This window comes from Bradyrhizobium canariense (assembly GCF_018130465.1).
GTDB classification, from domain to species: Bacteria; Pseudomonadota; Alphaproteobacteria; order Rhizobiales; family Xanthobacteraceae; genus Bradyrhizobium; species Bradyrhizobium canariense_C.
In genome coordinates this window covers 15881-37578 of the sequence record NZ_JAFCKJ010000019.1, presented here as the reverse complement: position 1 = coordinate 37578, position 21698 = coordinate 15881, and the positions used below count along the sequence as shown (strand labels likewise).

General features: G+C 64.5%; 21 protein-coding genes and 1 tRNA gene. 11 read left to right on the top strand and 11 right to left on the bottom strand.

Translation table 11 applies throughout. The annotated features are described in order from the left end of the window. Window positions 1-10: 10 nt before the first annotated feature. On the bottom strand, window positions 11-1939 hold the full coding sequence (cysN, locus tag JQ591_RS33125; protein WP_211400167.1) for a sulfate adenylyltransferase subunit CysN: 1929 nt from the start codon (window positions 1937-1939) through the stop codon (window positions 11-13). Next, complete coding sequence (gene cysD, locus JQ591_RS33120) at window positions 1939-2832, bottom strand: sulfate adenylyltransferase subunit CysD (RefSeq protein ID WP_249137978.1); 894 nt, start codon at window positions 2830-2832, stop codon at window positions 1939-1941. Before cysD ends, cysN begins: the two co-directional genes overlap by 1 nt. 163 nt (window positions 2833-2995) lie before the next feature. Here cysD and JQ591_RS33115 point away from each other — a divergent pair, with 163 nt between their 5' ends. Continuing rightward, a complete protein-coding gene (locus JQ591_RS33115) occupies window positions 2996-3409 on the top strand; it encodes a hypothetical protein (RefSeq protein WP_211400165.1) in 414 nt (137 codons plus the stop codon). A 770-nt stretch (window positions 3410-4179) separates the two neighbouring features. On the opposite strand, the gene JQ591_RS33110 is transcribed toward JQ591_RS33115, so the two are convergent. The 5 genes from JQ591_RS33110 to mnmA form a co-directional block, all read right to left on the bottom strand. Further along, the gene (locus JQ591_RS33110; protein ID WP_211400164.1) at window positions 4180-4485 is read right to left on the bottom strand and encodes a hypothetical protein; all 306 of its coding nucleotides are present in this window, start codon (window positions 4483-4485) and stop codon (window positions 4180-4182) included. A gap of 410 nt (window positions 4486-4895) precedes the next feature. Then, window positions 4896-4972 (bottom strand) — tRNA-Met (locus JQ591_RS33105). 307 nt (window positions 4973-5279) lie between these two features. After that, window positions 5280-5636 (bottom strand): hypothetical protein, encoded by a 357-nt coding sequence (locus JQ591_RS33100; protein ID WP_211400163.1) that lies wholly within the window; start codon window positions 5634-5636, stop codon window positions 5280-5282. 265 nt (window positions 5637-5901) lie between these two features. After that, window positions 5902-6540 carry a class I SAM-dependent methyltransferase gene (locus JQ591_RS33095; RefSeq protein WP_211400162.1) on the bottom strand — a complete coding sequence of 213 codons (639 nt, stop codon included), beginning with the start codon at window positions 6538-6540 and terminating at the stop codon, window positions 5902-5904. A gap of 78 nt (window positions 6541-6618) precedes the next feature. After that, complete coding sequence (gene mnmA / locus JQ591_RS33090; protein WP_211400161.1) at window positions 6619-7800, bottom strand: tRNA 2-thiouridine(34) synthase MnmA; 1182 nt, start codon at window positions 7798-7800, stop codon at window positions 6619-6621. A 346-nt stretch (window positions 7801-8146) separates the two neighbouring features. Here mnmA and JQ591_RS33085 point away from each other — a divergent pair, with 346 nt between their 5' ends. The 8 genes from JQ591_RS33085 to flbD all read left to right on the top strand — a co-directional run bounded on the left by JQ591_RS33085 (window position 8147) and on the right by flbD (window position 16436). Then, a complete protein-coding gene (locus JQ591_RS33085) occupies window positions 8147-9763 on the top strand; it encodes a flagellar hook-length control protein FliK (RefSeq protein ID WP_211400160.1) in 1617 nt (538 codons plus the stop codon). A 13-nt stretch (window positions 9764-9776) separates the two neighbouring features. Beyond that, window positions 9777-10487, top strand: a complete 711-nt coding sequence (locus JQ591_RS33080; RefSeq protein ID WP_211400159.1) for a flagellar hook capping FlgD N-terminal domain-containing protein — start codon at window positions 9777-9779, stop codon at window positions 10485-10487. 370 nt (window positions 10488-10857) lie between these two features. After that, window positions 10858-11133 (top strand): DUF1153 domain-containing protein, encoded by a 276-nt coding sequence (locus JQ591_RS33075; RefSeq protein WP_002714638.1) that lies wholly within the window; start codon window positions 10858-10860, stop codon window positions 11131-11133. Between the two features lie 182 nt (window positions 11134-11315). Next, window positions 11316-12923 (top strand): flagellar basal-body MS-ring/collar protein FliF, encoded by a 1608-nt coding sequence (gene fliF / locus JQ591_RS33070; protein WP_211400158.1) that lies wholly within the window; start codon window positions 11316-11318, stop codon window positions 12921-12923. Between the two features lie 17 nt (window positions 12924-12940). After that, window positions 12941-14032 (top strand): flagellar motor switch protein FliG, encoded by a 1092-nt coding sequence (gene fliG / locus JQ591_RS33065; RefSeq protein WP_106942059.1) that lies wholly within the window; start codon window positions 12941-12943, stop codon window positions 14030-14032. Next, complete coding sequence (locus tag JQ591_RS33060) at window positions 14032-14652, top strand: FliH/SctL family protein (RefSeq protein WP_211400157.1); 621 nt, start codon at window positions 14032-14034, stop codon at window positions 14650-14652. Before fliG ends, JQ591_RS33060 begins: the two co-directional genes overlap by 1 nt. A 3-nt stretch (window positions 14653-14655) precedes the next feature. Beyond that, window positions 14656-15006: a flagellar motor switch protein FliN gene (fliN, locus tag JQ591_RS33055; protein WP_007596160.1), complete on the top strand. Its 351-nt coding sequence runs from the start codon at window positions 14656-14658 to the stop codon at window positions 15004-15006. A gap of 44 nt (window positions 15007-15050) precedes the next feature. Further along, window positions 15051-16436: a sigma-54-dependent transcriptional regulator FlbD gene (flbD, locus tag JQ591_RS33050; RefSeq protein WP_211400156.1), complete on the top strand. Its 1386-nt coding sequence runs from the start codon at window positions 15051-15053 to the stop codon at window positions 16434-16436. 119 nt (window positions 16437-16555) lie between these two features. Here flbD and JQ591_RS33045 read toward each other — a convergent pair whose 3' ends face one another. After that, a complete protein-coding gene (locus JQ591_RS33045; RefSeq protein WP_211400155.1) occupies window positions 16556-16888 on the bottom strand; it encodes a GYD domain-containing protein in 333 nt (110 codons plus the stop codon). Between the two features lie 378 nt (window positions 16889-17266). Here JQ591_RS33045 and JQ591_RS33040 point away from each other — a divergent pair, with 378 nt between their 5' ends. Both JQ591_RS33040 and JQ591_RS33035 read left to right on the top strand, forming a co-directional pair. Further along, entirely contained in the window at window positions 17267-18517 is a 1251-nt protein-coding gene (locus JQ591_RS33040) for a vanadium-dependent haloperoxidase (RefSeq protein ID WP_211400154.1), read from the top strand. A 235-nt stretch (window positions 18518-18752) separates the two neighbouring features. After that, a complete protein-coding gene (locus JQ591_RS33035; RefSeq protein WP_211400153.1) occupies window positions 18753-19901 on the top strand; it encodes a M20 family metallopeptidase in 1149 nt (382 codons plus the stop codon). A gap of 91 nt (window positions 19902-19992) precedes the next feature. Here JQ591_RS33035 and JQ591_RS33030 read toward each other — a convergent pair whose 3' ends face one another. The 3 genes from JQ591_RS33030 to JQ591_RS33020 form a co-directional block, all read right to left on the bottom strand. After that, entirely contained in the window at window positions 19993-20151 is a 159-nt protein-coding gene (locus tag JQ591_RS33030) for a hypothetical protein (protein WP_211400247.1), read from the bottom strand. Between the two features lie 92 nt (window positions 20152-20243). Continuing rightward, window positions 20244-20825, bottom strand: a complete 582-nt coding sequence (locus tag JQ591_RS33025) for a flavin reductase family protein (RefSeq protein WP_211400152.1) — start codon at window positions 20823-20825, stop codon at window positions 20244-20246. A gap of 32 nt (window positions 20826-20857) precedes the next feature. Continuing rightward, entirely contained in the window at window positions 20858-21694 is an 837-nt protein-coding gene (locus JQ591_RS33020) for an ATP-binding cassette domain-containing protein (RefSeq protein ID WP_211400151.1), read from the bottom strand. Between the last annotated feature and the right edge of the window lie 4 nt (window positions 21695-21698).

Genomic DNA, 21698 nt, shown 5'->3' with positions numbered 1-21698 from the left:
CCTGCCCCACTCAGCCGGCATCATTCACACGATGCGCGCGGCCGTCATCCTCTCCAGGGCGGGCCAACACCCATTCAACCACGCGCGCCGCGGCCATCTCAGGGGTCTCGTTCCGGCCATCGACGAGAATGTCGGGAGCCTGCGGCGCTTCGTAGGGGCTGCCTATCCCGGTGAAGTTGGCAATGCCACCGGCCAGCGCCTTGGCATAGAGGCCCTTCGGATCGCGCCGGATACATTCCTTGAGCGGAACGTCGACAAAGATCTCGACGAATTCTCCGGGGGCGAGTTGCCCTCGGACCATTTCACGTTCGGCGCGGAACGGCGAAATGAAGCAACTCAGCACCACGAGTCCCGCCTCGGTCAGCAGCTTGGCCATCTCGCCGGCGCGGCGAATGTTCTCCACGCGATCCGCCTCGGTGAAACCAAGATCGCGGTTGACGCCATGGCGGATATTGTCGCCGTCGAGCAGCATGGTGTGGATACCTGCCTCGTGCAGCGCCTTCTCGACCAGATTGGCAATGGTCGATTTTCCGGAGCCGGAGAGCCCGGTGAACCACAACACACAGGGGGTCTGTTTCATCAACGAGGCCCGCGCCGTCTTGTCGACCAGATGCGCATGACGGTGGATGTTGGAGGCGCGGCGCAGCCCGAATGCGATCATGCCGGCGCCCGCCGTTGCGTTGCTGAGCCGATCGATCAAAATGAACGCGCCCGTCCGCGGGTTGTCCGTGTAGGCGTCAAAGGCCACCGGGCTTGCGACCGAGAGATTGCACAAGCCAATCTCGTTGAGGCCGAGCGTCCGCCCCGGTCTCTGCGTCAGCGTATTGATATCGATCTTGTGCTTGATCGTCGTCACCTGCGCCGGCAGCGTCCGGGTCCCGATCTTGAGAAGATAGGAGCGGCCCGGCAACAGCGGCTTCTCGTCTAGCCATAGCAGGTGGGCGCTGAACTGATCGGCAACCTCGGGCCGGGCGGCTGGCGCCACCAGAAGATCGCCGCGACCAATATCGATCTCGTCCTTGAGAGTGAGCGTCACCGCGTCGCCGGCAGTCGCACGGGGAAGATCCCTGTCGAAGGTAACGATGCGCTCGACCCGGCTGGATCGGCCCGAGGCTGCCACCACCACCTCGTCTCCGACCGCGATCCGCCCCGAGGCCACTGTCCCGGCGTAACCGCGGAAATCCGCGTTGGGACGGCTCACCCGTTGTACCGGAAAGCGAAGCGGTAGCTGCCGTTCGTTCTGCGCATCATCGACGGTTTCGAGGTGTTGCAGGAGCGAAGGGCCCCTGTACCATGGCGTCCGCGCCGACGCCGCAACGACATTGTCGCCATAACGCGCCGAGATTGGAATCGGCACCACCGCTCTGAAAGCAAGCGCCGCCGCGAAACGGTGATAATCCGCTACGATGCGGCGGAACACTTCGTCGGCATTGGATACCAGGTCAATCTTGTTGACGGCCAGAACGATCGAGCGGATGCCAAGCAGCGAGCAGATGTAGCTGTGGCGCATGGTCTGCGTCAAAATGCCCTTGCGCATGTCGACCAGCACCACGGCGAGATCGGCAGTAGAGGCCCCTGTCGCCATGTTGCGCGTGTACTGCTCGTGCCCGGGGGTATCGGCGACGATGAAACTGCGCCGGGGCGTAGCGAAATAACGATAAGCGACATCGATGGTAATGCCCTGCTCCCGCTCAGCCTCGAGACCGTCGACCAGCAGCGCAAGGTCGGCCTCCTCGCCGAGGGTCCCGTGCCGGACACTGTCGCGCACCACTGCCGCCATCTGGTCGTCTTCGACCAGCTGGGAATCACAGAGCAGCCGGCCGATCAGGGTCGACTTGCCGTCATCAACCGATCCGCAGGTCAGAAAGCGAAGCAGGCTCTTTTCGGCCTTGATCGCCGGCGGTGGCGACACTGCACGGACATCGAGGGTGTCTTCCATCAAAAGTAGCCCTCGCGCTTCTTGCGCTCCATCGACTTGCTCTCGCAATGGTCGATCAGGCGACCCTGGCGCTCAGAGGTGGTCGAGGCCAGCATTTCGTCGATGATTTCGTCGACGTTGGCCGCCTCTGACTCGATCGCACCGCTGAGCGGGTAGCAGCCGAGCGTGCGGAAGCGAATCATGCGCGTCTCCGGCCGCTCGCCCGGGTCGAGCGGAAGCCGCTCGTCGTCGACCATGATGAGGGCGCCGGAGCGGTGCACGACCGGGCGAGGCCTGGCAAAATACAGCGGCACCACGGGAATGGATTCGGCCGCAATGTAGGTCCAGACGTCGGTCTCGGTCCAGTTTGACAGCGGAAACACCCGAACCGACTCGCCATCGTGGATCGCCGTGTTGAACAGATTCCAAAGTTCGGGCCGCTGCCGCCGGGGATCCCAGACATGCTGCTTGCTGCGGAACGAGAACACCCTCTCCTTGGCGCGGCTCTTCTCCTCGTCACGGCGCGCGCCGCCGATCGCGGCATCGAAGCCATGGGCGTCCAACGCCTGCTTCAGCCCCTCGGTCTTCATCACTTCAGTATGCAGCGCGGCCGAGGGGCCGAACGGGCTGATGCCACGGGCAATCCCATCCCGGTTGACGTGGACAAGAAGATCGAGACCCAACTCGCGGGCCATGATGTCGCGGAAACTGATCATCTCCCTGAATTTCCACGTCGTGTCGACATGCAAAAGCGGAAACGGGATCTTCGCCGGAAAGAATGCCTTGCGCGCCAAATGCAGCATGACGCCGGAATCCTTGCCGATCGAATACAGCATGACCGGCTTGCGAAACTCGGCGGCCACCTCGCGCAGGATCTCGATCGATTCCGCTTCCAGCCATCGCAGGTGCGGCATCAATTGAGGATGCTGCCCGTCATCTCGACGTACCGCATAGCGGCGGATCGCCGCGACCAGCGGCGTTTCCACGCCGCCTGCCGACGCGGATTCACGATACTGCACGGGATCTGAGCACCCATGGACAATCATTTGACGACTCGAATGCCAGGTCGAGCGCAGCATGTCTCTGGTCGACGGGGATCAAGCAAACCTCATTCTCTGCCTGCGCTCAACGGGAATTTGCCGCGCCGCGATTCCGCAAGACGGTCCACTTGAGTCCTTGAAGATTCACTGGAATTCGTTGCGGGAAAAAGCGCAACGTTTTCGCAAACACGATCCGATGTCGTGTCGTCGCGACGCCGGATCGACCGGCCTGTCCAGACCAGGGCTGTCCAAACCGGGGCTGTCCAAACCGGGGCTGTCGCCGGACATAGCCATTCTTTCCAACAGCAGACCTGCCAACAGCAGACGTGAGTTCTCGTTCTCGCGACAGACTTTGCCCGAGCTTTGCTTCGTCGCTCCACCCTCAAAGCCAAGAGGGCGCAGGGAAGGCCGGGTGCCGGCTGGCACCCGCGGTCCGCTGCGCGAAAGGTAGCGCAAAAGAACCGCACAGCAGCATACAGGTGTAGCCAATCACTCGGCCTTCCCTGCGCAGTGGTTGGACGGCTTATGCCGTGCTCTCCCGGGAGCCGAGTTCGTTCTGGCCTCCCTCGCCTTCGCGAAATTCACCGACACCGCGCCGGTTGACGCGACTGCCGCATCCGCAAGAGCTTGACCGTAGCAACGACGGCCAGGACCACACGGTTTTGCCGTACGCACGGCCCGCCATTTCGCCACCGGTTTCGACGACATTGTGCACGTTGCCGCCGACCTGATGACGAGACGAACCTGACAGCGCCGCTCGTCGGAACGAAGCCTTAGGGCTCACGGAGAGCAATCCGCCCTGCCCCACGCCTCTCGCACCCGAACGCTGCCGCGTCCACCGCAAGCCCGGCTCGCGAACATGACGCCACAAGATCGCCCCTCAAGGATGAGCCGGGATGGGCGACACATACGCCAATTCCGAATTTCGGTAAAGGGGAATATTTTTGTGGGGAGGGGTTGACGGGGGGCGGGTGTTTTGCCCGTCGAGGCTGAGCAAGAATTCGAACAGCCCTTCAGCTAGTAGAACTTCATTCGCTATTGCCCGCGGAGAGCGGCGAAAAATTCCAACACCCAAGCTCTGGGCGCAAGCCGGGGAAAAGATGTTCTAAGGCGCGGCGATCACGGCGAATACTTGCCCAGCCTCGTCGGGGCGATGGCCGCGCTGGCGCCTAAAAACAGTGACCGAATTTCGACCACATCGAGCCACCGCCTTGAGCTGGTCTATTTCGGGATCGCCTCCTTGAACCAAAGGAAGATTTGCCAGATGCCCACGCCGATGGTGATTGCCGTCGCGAATAGTCCAACAGCCTTCGCGGAACGCCCCTCAAAAATCCGATCCAACGCGACGCCAAATCCGCGCGATGCGGTGCGCAACTTTCCCAAAATGAGCCTACGAATAGCGGCACGTAGGAAGCCGACTTTACTCAAGGTCGAATTATGCATTCGAATGAATTCATTATTTTGAAAAGCTTGCACTTCTTCTTCGCCGGTCAAAAAATGCCGATGAACACCTCCATTCAACTCCATCAGTGATTTCAACTTCGGATGAGATGCATAATCGCCACGACGATCAGATCCTAGCAGCGATAACGATCACACGCATTGTTCAATGGCGTAGCGCACGAAGCGTTGCTGACAAGGCAGCGGCGCATGAGAAGAATGTCTACCTGCTATATCAGTTTAAACGACGTGAAGAAATTGACCTCCTGCGATCAGTTTATGGTCGCGCCTTTTTCCAAGTGTAGGTGCAATTTTTGACTCGGGCGGGGACCTAAAGGTCCCCATTTTGTTTGAAATTGGGATCACGTCCTCACCAGCGAGGCTGGTCGCCCTCAAAATCCCGATCGCTCGGTGGGCATCAAGCAGACAGCTGAGCGCAACCGGAGTGCATACAGGTCACTCGACGCAGCTTCACGGACATAGACGATTGATTTGAATGGTAGCGGGAGAGGGACTCGAACCCCCGACCCCAGGATTATGATTCCCGTGCTCTAACCAGCTGAGCTACCCCGCCACAGGGTCGCGAGGGCCTGACACGGCCGATCTCGCGAACGCGCGGCATATAAGGAAGGGGGCGGCGGGCTGTCAAGCAAAGTGGCGCGGTTGTCGGGGGGTGATTTGGGGGCCGAATTCGCCCCTTTCCCGCACTGGACTCATGGAGAGCCCCCTCACCCGAAATTCGCGCCTTGCGCGGATCTCGGCCTCTCCCTCCGCCTTCGCCAAAGCTTCGGCGGACGAATTTTTGACCTTCCCCCGTCCAAGAACGTGGATGCCCGGGACAAGCCCGGGCATGACGACGAGATTCGGGAGGCGGAACGACCCTATTTCGGCCGGACGGTCGGGTCGCCGCCGGGGCTGCCGGGGGGCGGGATCACAGGGGTGTTGCCGCCGGTCTGGGGGGCCGGGGCGTGCATCTCGGGATCGACGCCGGAGGGCGGGCAGAGCACGCCGTCGGACCTGGCCAATTTGTCGCCGAGCGGTTCCCGGGACTGGCCGGTGGTGGTGCCGTCGGGCGTGGTGGTGAGCCGGTCCGAGGGCGCGCAGCCTGGGCTGCGTTGCGGGGATGGCGGCGCGGTCGCTTGCGGCGGCGTCGCCGGGGCGGGCGGGGCCTGCGCGGTCGCACTGCCGGAGGCGGCGATCAGGAGGCTGGCCAGAATGATGTTTGATGTGGTGCGCATGGGAGGGAAACGCGCGGGTCTGGGACGATGTTCCCGGCTGAAATGCGATGTGATCGCGGAGGGGCGGGGTCCTCTCAGGTTTCCCCGTCATTGCGAGGAGCACTTGCGACGAAGCAATCCAGACTGCCTCTGCGGAGAGACTCTGGATTGCTTCGCTACGCTCGCAATGACGGAGTAACTCGCGAGATATCGCGTGTGGAGAGACCCCCTCCCCAACCCTCCCCCGCAAGCGGGAGAGGGAGCGCACCTCCCGTGCCGCTTGCAGTCACGCTTTGAGGTAGCGGATCAGCGAAAAATGCCCCATCGGCGGCATCGGGCGGCGCTCGGCCAGCGTGACGCCGCCGTGTTTTGTGGCCCAGTCGACCAGGCGGGCCCACGGAAACTCCGGGCGCCAGCCGAGACGGCGAGCCAAGGGCGCAAACGCCAGCTCGGAGAGTTTGCGAAAACCCTTTTCCGCGCCGATGTGGTTGACGAGGATCAGCTCGCCGCCGGGCTTCAAGACGCGCACGAACTCGTCGAGCGTGCCTTCGGGATCGGGCACCGCGGTGATGACGTATTGCGCGACCACCGCGTCGAAGAAGTTTTCGGGGAAGGCGAGGTTCTTGGCATCCATCACCGAGAGCACCTCGACATTACTCAAGCGCAGCGCGCGCACGCGCGATTGCGCCTTGCGCAGCATCGGCTCGGAGATGTCGACACCGCAGATCTTCGTGGTGCGCGCGTAGTCGGAGAGCGAGAGGCCGGTGCCGACGCCGACGTCGAGGATGCGGCCGCCGATGCGGTCGGCCTCCGCGATGGTCGACTGCCGTCCGGCGTCGAACACCTTGCCGAACACGAGATCATAGACCGGCGCCCAGCGGCCATAGGCCTTCTCGACCCCGGCCCGCGAGATGTCTGCTGCCATGCCCCCTGCCCCGTCTAGATTCTTATATTCCGCATGATCTGATCGGAAAACCGCTGCACACTTTTCCGGATCATGCGCTTAGCCGCGGACCGCTTCTGCGAGCGGCCTCGTCGTGCTGCTTGCGGCCTTCGCGGCGGCGCTTTGAATGAAGCCGCCGCCGAGCACGCGGGCCTGGCCGGAAGGTGCGTCGTAGAACACGCAGGCCTGTCCGGGCGAGACGCCCTCTTCGCCGGCGACAAGCTCGACCTCGTAATGGCCGTTGGCGCCGCGCAGCCACGCCGGCTGGGGGCTGCGGGTCGAGCGCACGCGCACGAACATTTCCAGGCCGGCGCCGATGGCGCGGTCGATGTCGCCGTCGCCGATCCAGTTGACGTCGCGCAAGCTGATGCGGTGCATCCTCAGCGCCTCGCGCGGGCCGACGACGACGCGGCGGTTGGCGGCCTCCAGCCGCACCACGAACAGCGGCGCGGCAGCTGCGATGCCGAGGCCGCGACGCTGGCCGATGGTGAAATTGGCGATGCCGTTGTGCCGGCCAAGCACGCGGCCGTCGAGATCGACGATGTCGCCGGGGTCCATCGCGTTCGGCCGCAGGCGGGTGATGATGTCGGTGTAGCGCCCGGTGGGCACGAAGCAGATATCCTGGCTGTCGTGCTTGTCGGCGACCGCCAGACCAAAGCGGCGCGCCAGCTCACGCGTCTCCGGCTTGGTCATGTCGCCGAGCGGAAAGCGTAAGTAGTCGAGCTGCTCCTGCGTGGTCGCGAACAGGAAATAGCTCTGGTCGCGGTCGGCATCGGCAGCGCAGACCAGCGCGCGCGAGCCGTCGTCGCGGCGGCGCGAGGCGACGTAATGGCCGGTGGCGAGCGCGGTGGCGCCCAGCTCTCGCGCGGTCTTCAAGAGGTCGCGGAACTTGACCGAGCGGTTGCACTCGATGCACGGCACCGGGGTCTCGCCGAGCGCGTAGCTATCGGCGAAATTGTCGATGACGGACTCGCGAAAGCGATCCTCGTAGTCGAGCACGTAATGGGGAATGCCGAGCTTGGCCGCGACGTCGCGGGCGTCGTGGATGTCCTGGCCGGCGCAGCAGGCGCCCTTGCGGTGGGTCGCGGCGCCATGGTCGTAGAGCTGCAGCGTGATGCCGACGACGTCGTAGCCTTCCGCCTTCAAGAGCGCAGCCGTCGTCGATGAATCGACGCCGCCCGACATGGCAACGACGACCCTGGTATCCTCAGGACGGCCTTCGAGATCCAGACTGTTGAGCATGGGCCTTAAAGCGTTGTGGACGGCGGCGTTGGGCGATCCGCTGGGTGCTTCCGGCGGGACAAAGGCGACCCGCGGGAACCTTGGTTCCCGAATGGCGCGGCCTGCCCGGTCGAAAGCGGCTGAGAGCTGTCTCTTTAATATAGGCGGCCTTCCGGTGAAGCAATCACGCACGCCGCCAGGTTAGGGCAATTCTTGCCGGGGAGGCAGAAATGGCGGGGTCGCGGAGGGCCCCGCGGCGGGGCGCTAAATTACCAAATCTTTGATTTTGCTAGAAAAAATACCGCTGCGCGGGGCTGGCCCGCTCCTTGCTACCTCTCATACCGAAGATGTTTCCAAGGGGTTGCCTGTGGTCGGTCGTACGTCAGATGTAGCGGCAAGCGTGCAAGTCCAGAGCGCGCAGCAAAAGCCTGCCCGCTCGCAGGCGCCGAAAGACACGTCCAACGACTCCTTCGGCTCGCTGGTCGACAGCAACACCCAGGCGATCAGCGACAGCGCGGCGTCCTCCGCGCAGGACACCCCGCGCCGGACCGATTCATCGTCCGCCTCGGACAAGAGCCCGCGCGATCGTTCGGCGACCGACCAATCCTCGCAGAGCAAGGCCAGCGACGACACCGACAATTCCGCGCCGGCCAACGACACCAAGAACGACACGACCGCGGATCCGGCCAAGGCTGACAGCAAGACCAAGGACAAGTCCGAGACCTCCGACGCCAAATCGGCCGACAAGTCTGCCGACAAATCGGCGGACAAGCCCGACGAGACCAAGGGGGACAAGACCGACGGCCTTGCCGCCGCCGTCGATGCCGCCGCAGCCGCGCAGATCGACGCGACGCCGGCCGTGCCCGATCCGAACGCAATCGTGGTGGCCGCGCCGGTGGTGCCGATCGATCCGAACGCGGCTGCGAACCAGGCCACCAGCTCCGCCTCCTCGCCACTGACGATCGCCGCCGCCGGCATCGCCGCCAGCGCGGCCATCGCGGCGCAGATCGCCGGCACCAAGACCGACACCGCGACGCCGGGCGACAAGAGCGCCAAGACCGCAAGCGCCAAGGTCGATGCCGACACCTCGGCGACGCTGGCCGATGCCGCAACCGGGACGACCGATGCGGCCGCGGCCGATGCCAAGACCGATGGCGGCCTGATCGCCGCCGTCGATCAGGGCACGCCGAAAACCTCGTTCAAGGCCGCAGTCACCGCGCAAGGCGGGAGCGACGTCTCCAATATCGGCCAGGACACCGGCAAAGCCAACGCCGCGCTGACCCCGGCCACGGCAGCGTCCGCCAACGCGGCGCATCCGCAAGCCGACAAGCCGCCGATCGACGCGGCCGACGCCAAGGCCGCCACCTCCGACCGCACGGCCGATGCGACCCAGGGCACGCCGGCCACGCACGCTCATGCGGGCGCGCAGGCCGCTGTCCCCACGACCGACACCAGCGCGCAGGCGGCCTCGGCCGTGCAGGCGCCGCTGACCAATACCACTTCGGCCGCCACGGCTTCGACCGCGACGCTCACGGCGACCGCGGCGAATGCCAACGCCATTCCGATCAGCGGCGTGCCGATCGAAATTGCCGCCGCCGCACGCGCGGGCAAGACCCGGTTCGACATCAGCCTCGATCCGCTCGACCTCGGCCGCATCGACGTCCGCATCAATGTCGACCGCAACGGCCAGGTCACCTCGCATCTCACCGTCGAGAAGCCGGAGACGCTGCAGATGCTGCGGCAGGACGCGCCGCAATTGCAGCGCGCGCTCGACGATGCCGGCCTCAAGACCGGCAGCAACGGGCTGTCCTTCAGCCTGCGCGACCAGAATTCGTCGGGCCAGAACTCCGGCCAGAACAACGACAATGGCGGCAATACTCGCCGGCTGATCATCAGCGACGAGGACGCAGTTCCCACGGCCCCGGTCGGGCGCAGCTACGGCCGCATGCTCGGATCGAGCAGCGGCGTCGACATCAGAGTGTGAGGAGTATCGAGACATGACCACCACGACTGGCGCCACCGCTCCCTCGGTCGTCTCGGGCACGACCGACCTGTCGAAATCGTCCACGTCGAACCCGAGCCTGGGCTCGACCACCGGCGCGACGCTGGCCGGCAACTTCCAGACCTTCCTGACGCTGCTGACGACGCAGCTGCAGAACCAGAACCCGCTCGATCCGCTCGACACCAACCAGTTCACCCAGCAGCTGGTGCAGTTCGCCGGCGTCGAGCAGCAGCTCAAGACCAACGACTCGCTGTCCCAGCTCGTCACCCTGCAACAGACCACGCAGGCGACCCAGGCGCTCGGCTTCGTCGGCAAGACCGCCCTGGTCGACGGCACGACCGCAAGCATGACGAAGTCGTCGGCAACCTGGCATCTCAACGTGCCCAGCGACGCCACCGTCGACATCACCGTCGCCAATGCCAGCGGCCAGACCGTGTTCACCGGCAAGTACACCGCCGGCGCCGGCACCGACGTTCCGTTCACCTGGAACGGAATGGGCAATGACGGCACGCAATGGCCCGACGGCAAGTACACGATCTCGGCCACGGGCAAGGACGTCGCCAACAACAATGTCGGCATCTCCGCGCAGGTGCAGGGCGTAGTGTCGTCGGTCGACCTGACCCAGTCGCCGCCGCTGCTGACCATCGACGGCGCCAGCTACACCCTGAGCCAGGTCAAGAGCATCATCGCCACCAGCAGCAATTAAAGGCGGCGCGCGATCCACACATTCCGTGTCGTCCTGGCGAAAGCCAGGACCCATAACCACCGAAAATCGTTTCGATGCGAGGACGTACCCCCGAGTCTTCGCCAAACTTCGCGCCGGGGTAATGGGTCCCGGCCTTCGCCGGGACGACAATTGGGGGCCTTGCGACACCCCGCGCAGGCCTCGTTCGTTAGTAAAGTATTTACGAACACCCCCTCGGCCCGCCCGGACGCACCGTCCCGCCGGTCGAGACGGCTGCGTTCCAGCCATTTTCAACGAGAATTGTATTGAACCCTTAGGCTTAGCGGATTTTTAAGCCGGCCCGCGTAGGGTTACTGAGTGAGTTCAGTGGTTGAGAGTTTGTGAGTACGCCATGACAGAACCCCATCGCCCGAGGGTAAAATACGTCATCGGGCCGGACGGAAGTCCGTTGACGATTGCGGATCTGCCTGCACCCGGCACCAAGCGCTGGGTCATCCGCCGCAAGGCCGAAGTCGTCGCCGCAGTCCGTGGCGGTCTTCTCTCCCTCGAGGAGGCCTGTAGCCGTTATACCCTGACGGTTGACGAATTCCTCTCCTGGCAGTTTTCCATCGACCAGCACGGTCTGGCGGGACTTCGCACCACCCGTATCCAGCAATATCGCCAGTAGGCAATCCGGAAATCTGCGGCTTTTGACGAAAATCGGCCTCGCCCAGCGAGGCCGATTTTTTTCATGACGCGACTTTTGTCGCAGCTCTTAACCTTCGTTAACCATATCGAAACCATCACCTAGGCAATAATTGCCCAGTCGGCCTTTCCTGTGAAAGCAGCCGAATCTGTCGGGGCGGTTGCTTGCAAGGTCTTGCGGACTTTCTGAAGGGTATCGGAGCCGCCCGGTTCGGGGCGATGATCGCGGTCACCGCCGCGCTCGTCGGCTTTTTCGCGTTCGTCATCATGCGCGTCACCACGCCGCAGATGACGACCCTGTTCACCGACCTCAGCGTCGAGGATTCCTCGGGCATCATCAAGGACCTGGAGCGCCAGGGCATCCAGTTCGAGCTGCGCAATGAAGGCAGCATCATCATGGTGCCCAAGGACAAGGTCACCCGCCTGCGGATGAAGCTTGCCGAGGGCGGCCTGCCCAAGGGCGGCGGCGTCGGCTACGAGGTGTTCGACAAGTCGGACGCGCTCGGCACCACCTCTTTCGTCCAGAACATCAACCACCTTCGCGCGCTGGAAGGCGAGCTCGCCCGCACCATCCGCGCCATCGACCGCATCCAGGCCGCCCGCGTCCATCTGGTGCTGCCCGAGCGCCCGCTGTTCTCGCGCGAGGCGCCGGAGCCGTCGGCCTCGATCGTGGTTCGTGTCCGCGGCGCGCTGGAAGCCCAGCAGATCCGCGCCGTCCGCCACCTCGTCGCCTCTGCCGTGAACGGGCTGAAGCCGCAACGGGTCTCGATCGTCGACGAGACCGGGCAGCTGCTCGCCGACGGCGCCCAGACCGATCCGGAGCAGGCGATGGGCGACGAGCGCCGCACCGCCTTCGAGAAGCGGATGCGCAAGCAGGTCGAGGACATCGTCTCCTCCGTGGTGGGGACGGGGCGCGCCCGGGTCCAGCTCTCCGCCGATTTCGACTTCAACAAGATCACCCAGACCTCGGACAAATTCGACCCCGAAGGCCGCGTGCTGCGCTCGAGCCAGACCCGCGAAGAGCAGAGCATGACCGCCGACAACAACGGCCAGGTCACCGTCAACAACGAATTGCCGGGCAACCAGCAGAACAGCGGCGTCGCGGCCAAGGACCAGAGCAAGAAGAGCGAAGAGACCAACAATTACGAGATCTCCCGCACCACCAAGACCGAGGTGACCGAGGCCGGCCGGGTCAACCGCATCTCGGTCGCGGTGCTGGTCGACGGCATCTACGCCAAGAACGACAAGGGCGATCTGGCCTACCAGGACCGCACCAAGGAGCAGCTCGATCGCATCGCCACGCTGGTGCGCTCGGCGATCGGCTTCGACCAGAAGCGCGGCGACCAGGTCGAGGTCGTCAATCTGCGCTTTGCCGATGCCCCCTCCACCACCCCGATCGCCGAGCCCTCCGGCTTCCTCGGCATGCTCCAGTTCACCAAGGACGACGTCATGTACTTCGTCGAGCTCGGCGTGATGATGCTGCTCGGCCTGGTCGTGCTGTTCCTGGTGATCCGTCCGCTGGTCAAGCGCATCCTGGCATCCGACGAAGTCGCAGCCGCCATCTCCGGCGTCCTCACCGGCCCGGCCGCCTCGGAAGAGGCCCCGTCCGGACAGCCCCTCCTTCCGAGCGGCGCCGCCAGCGCGATCGACGTCGCCACCGTCCAGGGCCAGGTCCATGCCCAATCCGTCCATCGAGTCGGCGAACTCGCCGAGCGCAATCCCAACGAGACCGTCGCCATCATCCGCCAATGGCTGACCGAACCCGCGAAATAATCGAGAAGTGATCTGACATGGCCGCTGCCCTGCAAAACGCCAATTCCAACGACATCACCAGCGTGATCTCCACGCTCGGTCAGCGTGCCGGCAGCCGCGGCGGCGCGAAGGTCGAGGCGGTGGCGGGGCCGAAGCGCGCCGCGATCCTGATGCTGGCGCTGGGCGAGCAATATGGCGGCAAGATCTGGTCGCTGCTCGACGACGACGAGGTGCGCCAGCTCTCGCTGGAGATGTCGACGCTCGGCACCGTCGAGGTCGACACGGTGGAGGACATGCTGCTCGAATTCGTCTCGCGGATGTCGGCCTCCGGCGCGCTGATGGGCAATTTCGACGCCACCGAGCGGCTGCTCCAGCAATATCTGGCACCCGAGCGCGTCAACGGCATCATGGACGAAATCCGCGGGCCGGCCGGCCGCAACATGTGGGAGAAGCTCTCCAACGTGCAGGAAGAGGTGCTCGCCAACTATCTCAAGAACGAATATCCGCAGACCATCGCGGTCGTGCTGTCGAAGCTGAAGCCGGAACACGCCGCTCGCGTGCTCGGCATCTTCCCCGAGGATCTGGCGCTCGACGTCGTCAACCGCATGCTGAAGATGGAGGCGGTGCAGAAGGAGGTGATCGAGAGCGTGGAGAAGACGCTGCGCACCGAATTCATGTCCAATTTGTCGCAGACCCGCCGCCGCGACGCCCACGAGGTGATGGCGGAAATCTTCAACAATTTCGACCGCCAGACCGAAACCCGCTTCATCACCTCGCTGGAAGAGGACAACCGCGAATCGGCCGAGCGCATCAAGGCGCTGATGTTCACCTTCGACGACCTCGTGAAGCTCGATTCCGGCTCGGCCCAGACCTTGATGCGCAACGTCGACAAGGACAAGCTCGGCGTCGCGCTCAAGAGCGCCAACGAGGACGTCCGCAACTTCTTCTTCGGCAACATGTCCTCGCGCGCGGCCAAAATGCTCCAGGACGACATGGCGGCAATGGGTCCGGTCCGCCTGCGCGACGTCGACGAGGCCCAGGCGCTGCTGGTCAACCTCGCCAAGGATCTCGCCGCCAAGGGCGAGATCATGCTGACCAAGAACCGCGCCGACGACGAGCTGGTGTATTGATGGCCGCTCCGGCAAAATTTCTGTTCGACAACGACTTCGCCGCGCCCGACCGGACGCGCGAGAAGGCGGCAACTGCGGCCGAGATCGCCCAGAAGGTCGCGGAAGCCGAGGCGCGCGCCTACCAGGACGGCTTTGCCGCCGGCCAGCGCGAGGCCAAGGCCGAGAGCGACCGCCGCGTCGCGCTCGCCATGGAAGAGATCAACATCGGCATCCGGGGCATCGCGGCGGGCATCGGCAATATCGAAACCAGGATGGAGACCGAGGCGGTCGACGTCGCGGTGGCTGTGGCGCGCAAGCTGTGCGCCGATCTGGTCGCCGCCGAGCCGCTCGGCGAGATCGTCGCCCTGGTCAAGGACTGCTTCTCGCATCTGGTCGCGACGCCGCATCTCGTCGTCCGCATCAATGACGCGCTCTACGACGCCGCGCGCGAGAACATCGAGCGGCTGGCCAAGCAAAGCGGCTTCGAAGGTCGGCTGGTGATTCTGGCCGAGCCCGAGATTGCCACCGGCGACTGCCGGATCGAATGGGCCGATGGCGGCGTCGTGCTGGAGCGCGCCGCCATCACGGCCAAGATCGACGAAATGGTGGGACGCTATGTTGCGTCCCGCAGGGGGAGCTAAGCCATGAGCGACACCGACGGACAGGTCCCGCTGCCCGATCTCAACGGCCCGATGCCACCTACCGGCACCGACGTCGGCTACAACGAGGACGAATATGCGACGCGCGCCGCCGCCGACCTCGAGGCCGTATTCGACGTACCGGTGCAGGTCTCGGCCGTGCTCGGCCGCTCCAAGATGGACGTCAGCGAGCTGTTGAAGCTCGGACCCGGGACCGTGCTCGAGCTCGACCGGCGCGTCGGCGAAGCCATCGACATCTACGTCAACAACAAGCTGGTCGCCCGCGGCGAAGTCGTCCTGGTGGAGGACAAGCTCGGCGTGACCATGACCGAAATCATCAAGACTGAACGCGCCTAAAGCGATGACGCGCGGCAGCGCGACCAGACGGACAGGAGACTGATATGCGGCTTCTCATCGTTGGCACATTGAAGGGCCAGCTCACCACCGCCACCAAGATCGCGATGGCGAACGGCGCCACCGTGACCCACGCCGAGGATCTCGACCAGGCAATGCGCGTGCTGCGCGGCGGCAAGGGCGCCGACCTTCTGCTGGTCGACGTCGCCCTCGACATCCGCGATCTCGTGATGCGGCTCGAAGCCGAGCACATCCACGCTCCGATCGTCGCCTGCGGCATCACCAACGACGCCCGCGCCGCGGTCGCCGCGATCCATGCCGGCGCCAAGGAATACATCCCGCTGCCGCCGGACCCGGAACTGATCGCAGCGGTGCTGGCCGCGGTCGCCAACGATTCCCGCGAGCTGGTCTACCGCGATGAGGCGATGGCCAAGGTGATCAAGCTCGCCCAGCAGATCGCGGGCTCGGACGCTTCGGTGATGATCACCGGCGAATCCGGTACGGGCAAGGAAGTGCTGGCCCGCTACGTCCACACCCGCTCGGGCCGCGCCAAGCGCCCGTTCATCTCGATCAACTGCGCCGCGATCCCCGAGCATCTGCTGGAGTCCGAGCTGTTCGGCCACGAGAAGGGCGCCTTCACGGGCGCGATCGCCCGCCGCATCGGCAAGTTCGAGGAGGCAACCGGCGGCACGCTGCTGCTCGACGAAATCTCGGAGATGGACGTCCGCCTGCAATCGAAGCTGCTCCGCGCCATCCAGGAGCGCGTGATCGACCGTGTCGGCGGCACCAAGCCCGTTCCGGTGGACATCCGCATCATCGCGACCTCGAACCGCAATCTGGTCGATGCCGTGCGCGAGGGCACGTTCCGCGAGGACCTCCTGTTCCGGCTCAACGTCGTGAATCTGAAGATCCCGCCGCTGCGTGAGCGTCCCCTCGACATCCTCGAACTCGCCCAGCACTTCGTGAAGAAATACGCCGAAGCCAACGGCGTGCCGATGCGCCCGATCTCGGCGGAGGCGCGCCGCGTGCTTTCGACCAACCGCTGGCAGGGCAACGTCCGCGAACTCGAAAACACCATGCACCGTTCGGTCCTGATGGCGCAGGGCGACGAGATCGGCGCCGATGCCATCCTCACGCCCGACGGCGACCGCCTCGACCTCGCCAAAACCGTCCCGGCCGTGGCGCATGCCACCATGGCCGCCGAGCAGGTGACGCGGGCCTTGGTCGGCCGCACCGTCGCCGACGTCGAGCGCGACCTGATCCTGGAGACGCTGAAGCACTGCCTCGGCAACCGGACCCATGCCGCCAACATCCTGGGCATCTCGATCCGCACGCTGCGCAACAAGCTCAACGAATATTCCGACGGCGGCATTCCGATCACCCCCGCCGGCACACCCGGAGAATATCCGCGCATGCCGATGGTGGGGGCGTAGGCAACAGCTTGTTGGTCTCATGATGCCCGCACCGGGGCATATAGGAGTCATGGACGGCCGGGGCGACCTAGCCCTGGCGACCGGTTTGCTGGCTATGTGGCCGCCGCGCTCGCGTCAGCCTACTTGCCCGGCGGTACGTAGACGCTTGCAAGCTTCGCGGCCTTTTCCGCGATTGTTTTGAATTCACTCATCTTCCAGGCGCGCACAGTCTCGATCTTGGCAATGGCGCCGCTTGCAGCGGCGGCCATTCCGATGGCGACAGCATCCGCCCCGTCGGGCAACTCGGTAACGAGCAACGCGTCATGCGAGCCGGTCGTCATGAACGCTCCCTGGAGCTTCCCGCCCGCCTTCTCGACCAACGCACCGATGACTGCGGTACGATCGGCCGGCTTGTCGACCATTCCCTTGATACCGGAATTTGAGTATGAGACGTACGAGATGAACAACGGCATGTTTCTCTCCGTCGAGGTTACAGCGGTGACAATGTAGTCCTGGAAGAGACGCTCTGAACGAGAGCGAGGCACAGCCTGCCGACAGCATGCGAGCTGCCTTGAAAATCGAGCTACGGACTTCGGCACGTCCAACTGGCAGCTTCTGCTGACTATAGCCGACTCCACGATGCAGCGCGAACGGTAAGCCAAGCCTACCCATTCGGCATGCAACTCTTCTGCCGGACGGACAAATCTGTTTCCCGGCACCGCTATCGGTGAGTGAAGCAGTTCACAATCAAAACACATCAAGATAGCTAGAGTCCTCGCGCTGCGCGACGTGATGTCGGCCAGAGCCGCATCGGGCTCGCGAAAACGTCCCTCACATCGAAAGGGCACGCCATGAAATACTCGTCGTGGAGGATCTCCCGCCTATCGCTCATTGTTGCGCTGATTGCAGCTTCGGCCCCGCTTGCACGCGCTGACGTGATTATGGATTGGAATGCAAAGGCCGACGCGATCGCTGCCGAGAAGCAAACTCCTCCAGCGCCCCACAGCCACGCATTATCCAAGATGCACGTTGCAATGTTTGAAGCAGTCAACGCCATCGACCGACGGTACGCGCCATACAAATTATCATTGTCTGCAGATCGTTCGACGTCGCGGGAAGCGGCGGCGGCAGTTGCGGCTCACGACGTGCTGCTCTCGATCTATCCAGACCTCAAGCCGGACCTGGATGCGACGTTGACAAACTCCCTGGTGCCGATTGCCGACGGCGAGTCCAAGATCGCCGACATCGGCCTCGGGCAAGAAGCCGCCATGAAGATCATCGAGCTTCGTGCGAACGACGGCAGCGCCGTTCCGGAAACTTACCGGCCCCTTACGACACCGGGCGCCTACGTTCCGACCACCGTCCCGCTGTTCTCGACCGTGGGCGCAACAACGCCTTGGGTCATGGCCTCCGGGTCGCAGTTTCGCCCCGGCCCGCCGCCGGCGCTTGATTCGGAGGTGTGGACGCGGGATATCAATGAAATCCGCGAGGTCGGCAGCCGAAGCAGCCCGACCCGGACGCCCGAGCAAACGACGGTCGGTCGGTTCTGGTTCTTTGTCGGTGCCCGCACCTACAATCCGATCGTGAGGCAGGCGGCAATGGCCAAGGGCATGGATCTCGTCGACTGCGCCCGGCTGTACGCGTTGACTTCAATTGCGGGCAACGACGCCTTGGTCGCCGTGTTCGACGCAAAATACCACTACAATTTCTGGCGGCCGATCACGGCCATCCGCAACGCGGACCTGACGTCGAATGCGGCGACGCCTCGCGAAGCGTCCTGGATTCCGCTGGGGGACACGCCGATGCATCCGGAATATCCCTGCGCTCACTGCATCACGTCGGCAGCGATTTCGACAGTGCTCCAGACTGTCGTTGGAGATTTCGGCGAATTCTCGCTGACCAGCCCCACTGCGCCAGGCGTCACGCGAAAATGGTCGCGGCTCCAAGACTATAGCGACGAAGTCTCCAACGCCCGCATCTGGGCCGGCTTTCACTACCGGTTCTCGACCGAGATCGGCAAGGACATGGGCCGGAAGATCGGCGCGCTGACCATCGCCACGCAGCTTCGCGGTGTGGAAGCGATGGCGGAGCCAAAGCGTTAACCTGCTGCCCACCCCCTCAGTGTCGTCCTAGCGAAAGCCAGGACGCGCTGGAGAGGGATTGTGCGTAGCCCGGATGAACGGAGCGACATGCGGGGAAATCTGCCGCGGCGCCCCCCGGATATCGCCTTACTCATCCGGGCTGTGGGACTGAACACATGGCCGCACCGCATTCGGCGACTAGGTCGCGTCAGCACAACGCCCTATAACCCCGCGTGAGAACCACGCGAGGATATACATGTCGGAAGCTCAAATCACGGACTGGCTGGCGACGCAGCGGCAGGCGATGATCGATCTGCTGCGCGATGTCGTGAACATCGATTCCGGGTCCTATGACAAGGAAGGCGTCGATGCGGTCGGGGCGCGGTTCGAGCAGCATTTTGCCGAGCACGGCATTCCGTTCCGGCGCGAGGCCAACGCCACCTTCGGCGATGCGATCCATGCCGACGTCGTAAAGCCCGGCAGCAACGAGAAGCCGGTGCTGTTGATGGGACATCGCGACACCGTGTTCGGCAAGGGCGAGGCCGGCCGGCGTCCGTTCACGATTCAAGACAAGCGCGCCTATGGTCCGGGCGTTGCCGACATGAAGTCCGGCGTCGTCATGAACATATTCGTGGCAACCGCCTTCCACAAATTCGGCGGCAGCCCGCACCCGATCAAGCTGCTGATCACCTCCGACGAGGAAATCGGCTCGCCATCCTCGCGGCCGGTGATCGAGCGCGAAGGACGCGCCGCGCGCGCCGTGTTCAATTCCGAGCCGGGCCGCCCGACCGGCAATATCGTCACCGGCCGCAAGGGCGGCATCTTCATGCATGTCGCCATCACCGGCAAAGCCGCGCATTCCGGCGCCAATTTCGCCGCCGGCGTCAGCGCGATCGGCGAGCTCGCGCACAAGATCGTCCATATCCACGCGCTGACCGATCTCGACAAGGGCATCACGCTCAATGTCGGCCTCGTCTCGGGCGGGCAGTCCGTCAACACGACGGCGCCCTACGCGGAGGGGCAGATCGACCTGCGCTATGTCGATCCGGCGGATCGCGCGAGGGTGATGGCCGCGATCGAGACCATCATCGCGACACCTTACGTGCCTGGCACCAGCGCGACACTCACGGTCAAGGGCGAGTTCGTCCCGGTGGTGCAGAGCGCCGATTCAAAGGCGCTGTTCGAGAACTATCAGGCCGCCGCAAAGCAGGCCGGCCTCACCACGCTGCAGGGTGAGTTCTCCGGCGGCTGCGCCGATTCCGGCTTCACCGCCGCGGTGGGAACGCCGACCATCTGCGGCCTCGGCCCCGTCGGCGGGCTCGCGCACACGCCGGAGGAATATCTCGAGCTCGACAGCATCGTGCCGCGCGCGCAGGCGCTGGCGCTGGCGATTTTGCGGGGGTAGTCGCCACGCACTCTGTCGTCATGCCCGGGCTTGACCCGGCCATGACGAGTTGGGAGAGCGGCGCGTCGCATTGGCCGCGGACGCATTCGCCCTACGAATAACTCGGCGCATCCGGCTTGCGGAATATCTGGATGGGGTCGCCCGGCACGATCGGGTGGCCGCTGAACATCGCATAAGCGTAGAGCGCGAGATAGGCGATCGCGAGCGCACCGACCGCGTAGAAGGTCCAGGTCGCGACGCGTTTCATCATTGCGCTCCATTGCCGTCCCGGCGGGAGGCCGAGCTGCTTCTAGAGCGATGGAAGCAAAAAGGCCAGCCTGCACGGCCCGTGGCCGGCGGCGATCAAATGCCGCGCCGGACGTGCGTGGGAACGCTGACGTCCGCAAGCCTGGCGGCGTCTTCGTCCTGATCCACCGCCACGTACTGGCCGTGCCAATAGGCCAGCGCAGCGTTGCGGGTCGAATTCTTGACGTCCCGCACCCGCCCGATGATGAGCCCGTGCGAATGGCGCTCGACGATCTCCTCGACTTCACAATCGACGGCGGACAATGCCCCAACCAGCAGCGGAACACCCGAGACCGCCGTCACCCAACTGGCGCCCGCAAAACGATCGGCACCCTTGAGCCCGCCCTTGCCGGCAAAGCGCTCGGCGACGTCGAGCTGATCGGCCGCGAGGATGTTCACGCCGAAGGCACCGTAGCGGCGGATCAGCGGGAAGGAGGAGGCGTCGCGGTTGATACTGACGATCAGCGTCGGCGGATCGACCGAGAGCGAGGTGACGGAGGTGACCGTCATGCCGGTGATCTCCTTGCCCCGTCCGGCGGTGATGACGCTGACACCGCCGGTGAGGTGGCGCATGGCGCCGCGGAAAGCGGCGGACGAAACGGCATTTTCGGTCATGAGATCGCGGGGCACTACATTCATGGCATCGTCCCCAAGCCGGGGTCCCTCTCTATTTAGGTACGATCGTCCGCCGACAAAAGATGGCTCAGGATCGAGCCTTCGAGACCCGCGAGCTCGGCCGAGCCGCGTTCGCGGGGCCGGGCCGTGTTAACCACGACGTCATGGGCGATCCGCCCTTCCTCGATCACCAGCACCCGGTCGGCCAGCGCGACCGCCTCGGCGACATCGTGGGTCACCAGGATCGCGGTAAAGCCCTGGTCGCGCCAGACGCGCTCCAGCAGCCGCTGCATCGAGATGCGGGTCAGCGCGTCCAACGCGCCAAGAGGTTCGTCGAAGGCGAGCACACGGGGGCGCGAGACCAGCGCGCGAGCGAGGGCAACGCGTTGCTTCTGGCCGCCCGACAGCACCGAGGGCCACTGGTCGCGCTTGTCGGCCAGCCCGACCTCGGTCAGCGCCTTCTCCGCGCGTGAATGCGCGTCGGACGAGGCACGATCGCGACCGAGGCCGACCTCGACATTGGAGAGAACGCGGGCCCAGGGCAGCAGCCGAGGCTCCTGGAACATCACGCGGATATCCTCGGGCTTCACCGCGTCGCCGAGCGAGATGCTGCCGGCGTCGATCTTCTCAAGGCCGGCGATGAGGCGCAGCAGCGTGCTCTTGCCGCAGCCGCTTTTTCCCACGATGGCGACGAACTGGCCGGCGGGGATGTGCAAATCGATGCCGCGCAGCACCTCGTTGTCGCCGTAGGATTTGCGCAAGCCGCGGATGCTGAGCGGCAGGCCGCTCGTTTGCACCGGGCGCTCCTCGCGCACCACGCGGGCATGAGGCGCGAAATTGGCGCGGGTGGCGAGCTCGGTTTCCGGAAGGGAGGTACGAAGGGCTGTCTGCATGTGA

Coding starts and splice junctions, on each gene's coding strand:
- JQ591_RS33045 (WP_211400155.1), bottom strand. CDS start 16,888: ATGCCGTTGTTCATCTCGTACGTCTCATACTCAAATTCCGGTATCAAG.
- JQ591_RS33110 (WP_211400164.1), bottom strand. CDS start 4,485: ATGGAGTTGAATGGAGGTGTTCATCGGCATTTTTTGACCGGCGAAGAA.
- JQ591_RS33025 (WP_211400152.1), bottom strand. CDS start 20,825: ATGAATGTAGTGCCCCGCGATCTCATGACCGAAAATGCCGTTTCGTCC.
- JQ591_RS33095 (WP_211400162.1), bottom strand. CDS start 6,540: ATGGCAGCAGACATCTCGCGGGCCGGGGTCGAGAAGGCCTATGGCCGC.
- cysD (WP_249137978.1), bottom strand. CDS start 2,832: ATGCCGCACCTGCGATGGCTGGAAGCGGAATCGATCGAGATCCTGCGC.
- JQ591_RS33030 (WP_211400247.1), bottom strand. CDS start 20,151: ATGATGAAACGCGTCGCGACCTGGACCTTCTACGCGGTCGGTGCGCTC.
- JQ591_RS33075 (WP_002714638.1), top strand. CDS start 10,858: ATGACAGAACCCCATCGCCCGAGGGTAAAATACGTCATCGGGCCGGAC.
- JQ591_RS33060 (WP_211400157.1), top strand. CDS start 14,032: ATGGCCGCTCCGGCAAAATTTCTGTTCGACAACGACTTCGCCGCGCCC.
- mnmA (WP_211400161.1), bottom strand. CDS start 7,800: ATGCTCAACAGTCTGGATCTCGAAGGCCGTCCTGAGGATACCAGGGTC.
- JQ591_RS33080 (WP_211400159.1), top strand. CDS start 9,777: ATGACCACCACGACTGGCGCCACCGCTCCCTCGGTCGTCTCGGGCACG.
- fliG (WP_106942059.1), top strand. CDS start 12,941: ATGGCCGCTGCCCTGCAAAACGCCAATTCCAACGACATCACCAGCGTG.
- cysN (WP_211400167.1), bottom strand. CDS start 1,939: ATGGAAGACACCCTCGATGTCCGTGCAGTGTCGCCACCGCCGGCGATC.
- JQ591_RS33100 (WP_211400163.1), bottom strand. CDS start 5,636: ATGCGCACCACATCAAACATCATTCTGGCCAGCCTCCTGATCGCCGCC.
- JQ591_RS33040 (WP_211400154.1), top strand. CDS start 17,267: ATGAAATACTCGTCGTGGAGGATCTCCCGCCTATCGCTCATTGTTGCG.
- JQ591_RS33115 (WP_211400165.1), top strand. CDS start 2,996: ATGTCTCTGGTCGACGGGGATCAAGCAAACCTCATTCTCTGCCTGCGC.
- flbD (WP_211400156.1), top strand. CDS start 15,051: ATGCGGCTTCTCATCGTTGGCACATTGAAGGGCCAGCTCACCACCGCC.
- JQ591_RS33035 (WP_211400153.1), top strand. CDS start 18,753: ATGTCGGAAGCTCAAATCACGGACTGGCTGGCGACGCAGCGGCAGGCG.
- fliN (WP_007596160.1), top strand. CDS start 14,656: ATGAGCGACACCGACGGACAGGTCCCGCTGCCCGATCTCAACGGCCCG.
- JQ591_RS33020 (WP_211400151.1), bottom strand. CDS start 21,694: ATGCAGACAGCCCTTCGTACCTCCCTTCCGGAAACCGAGCTCGCCACC.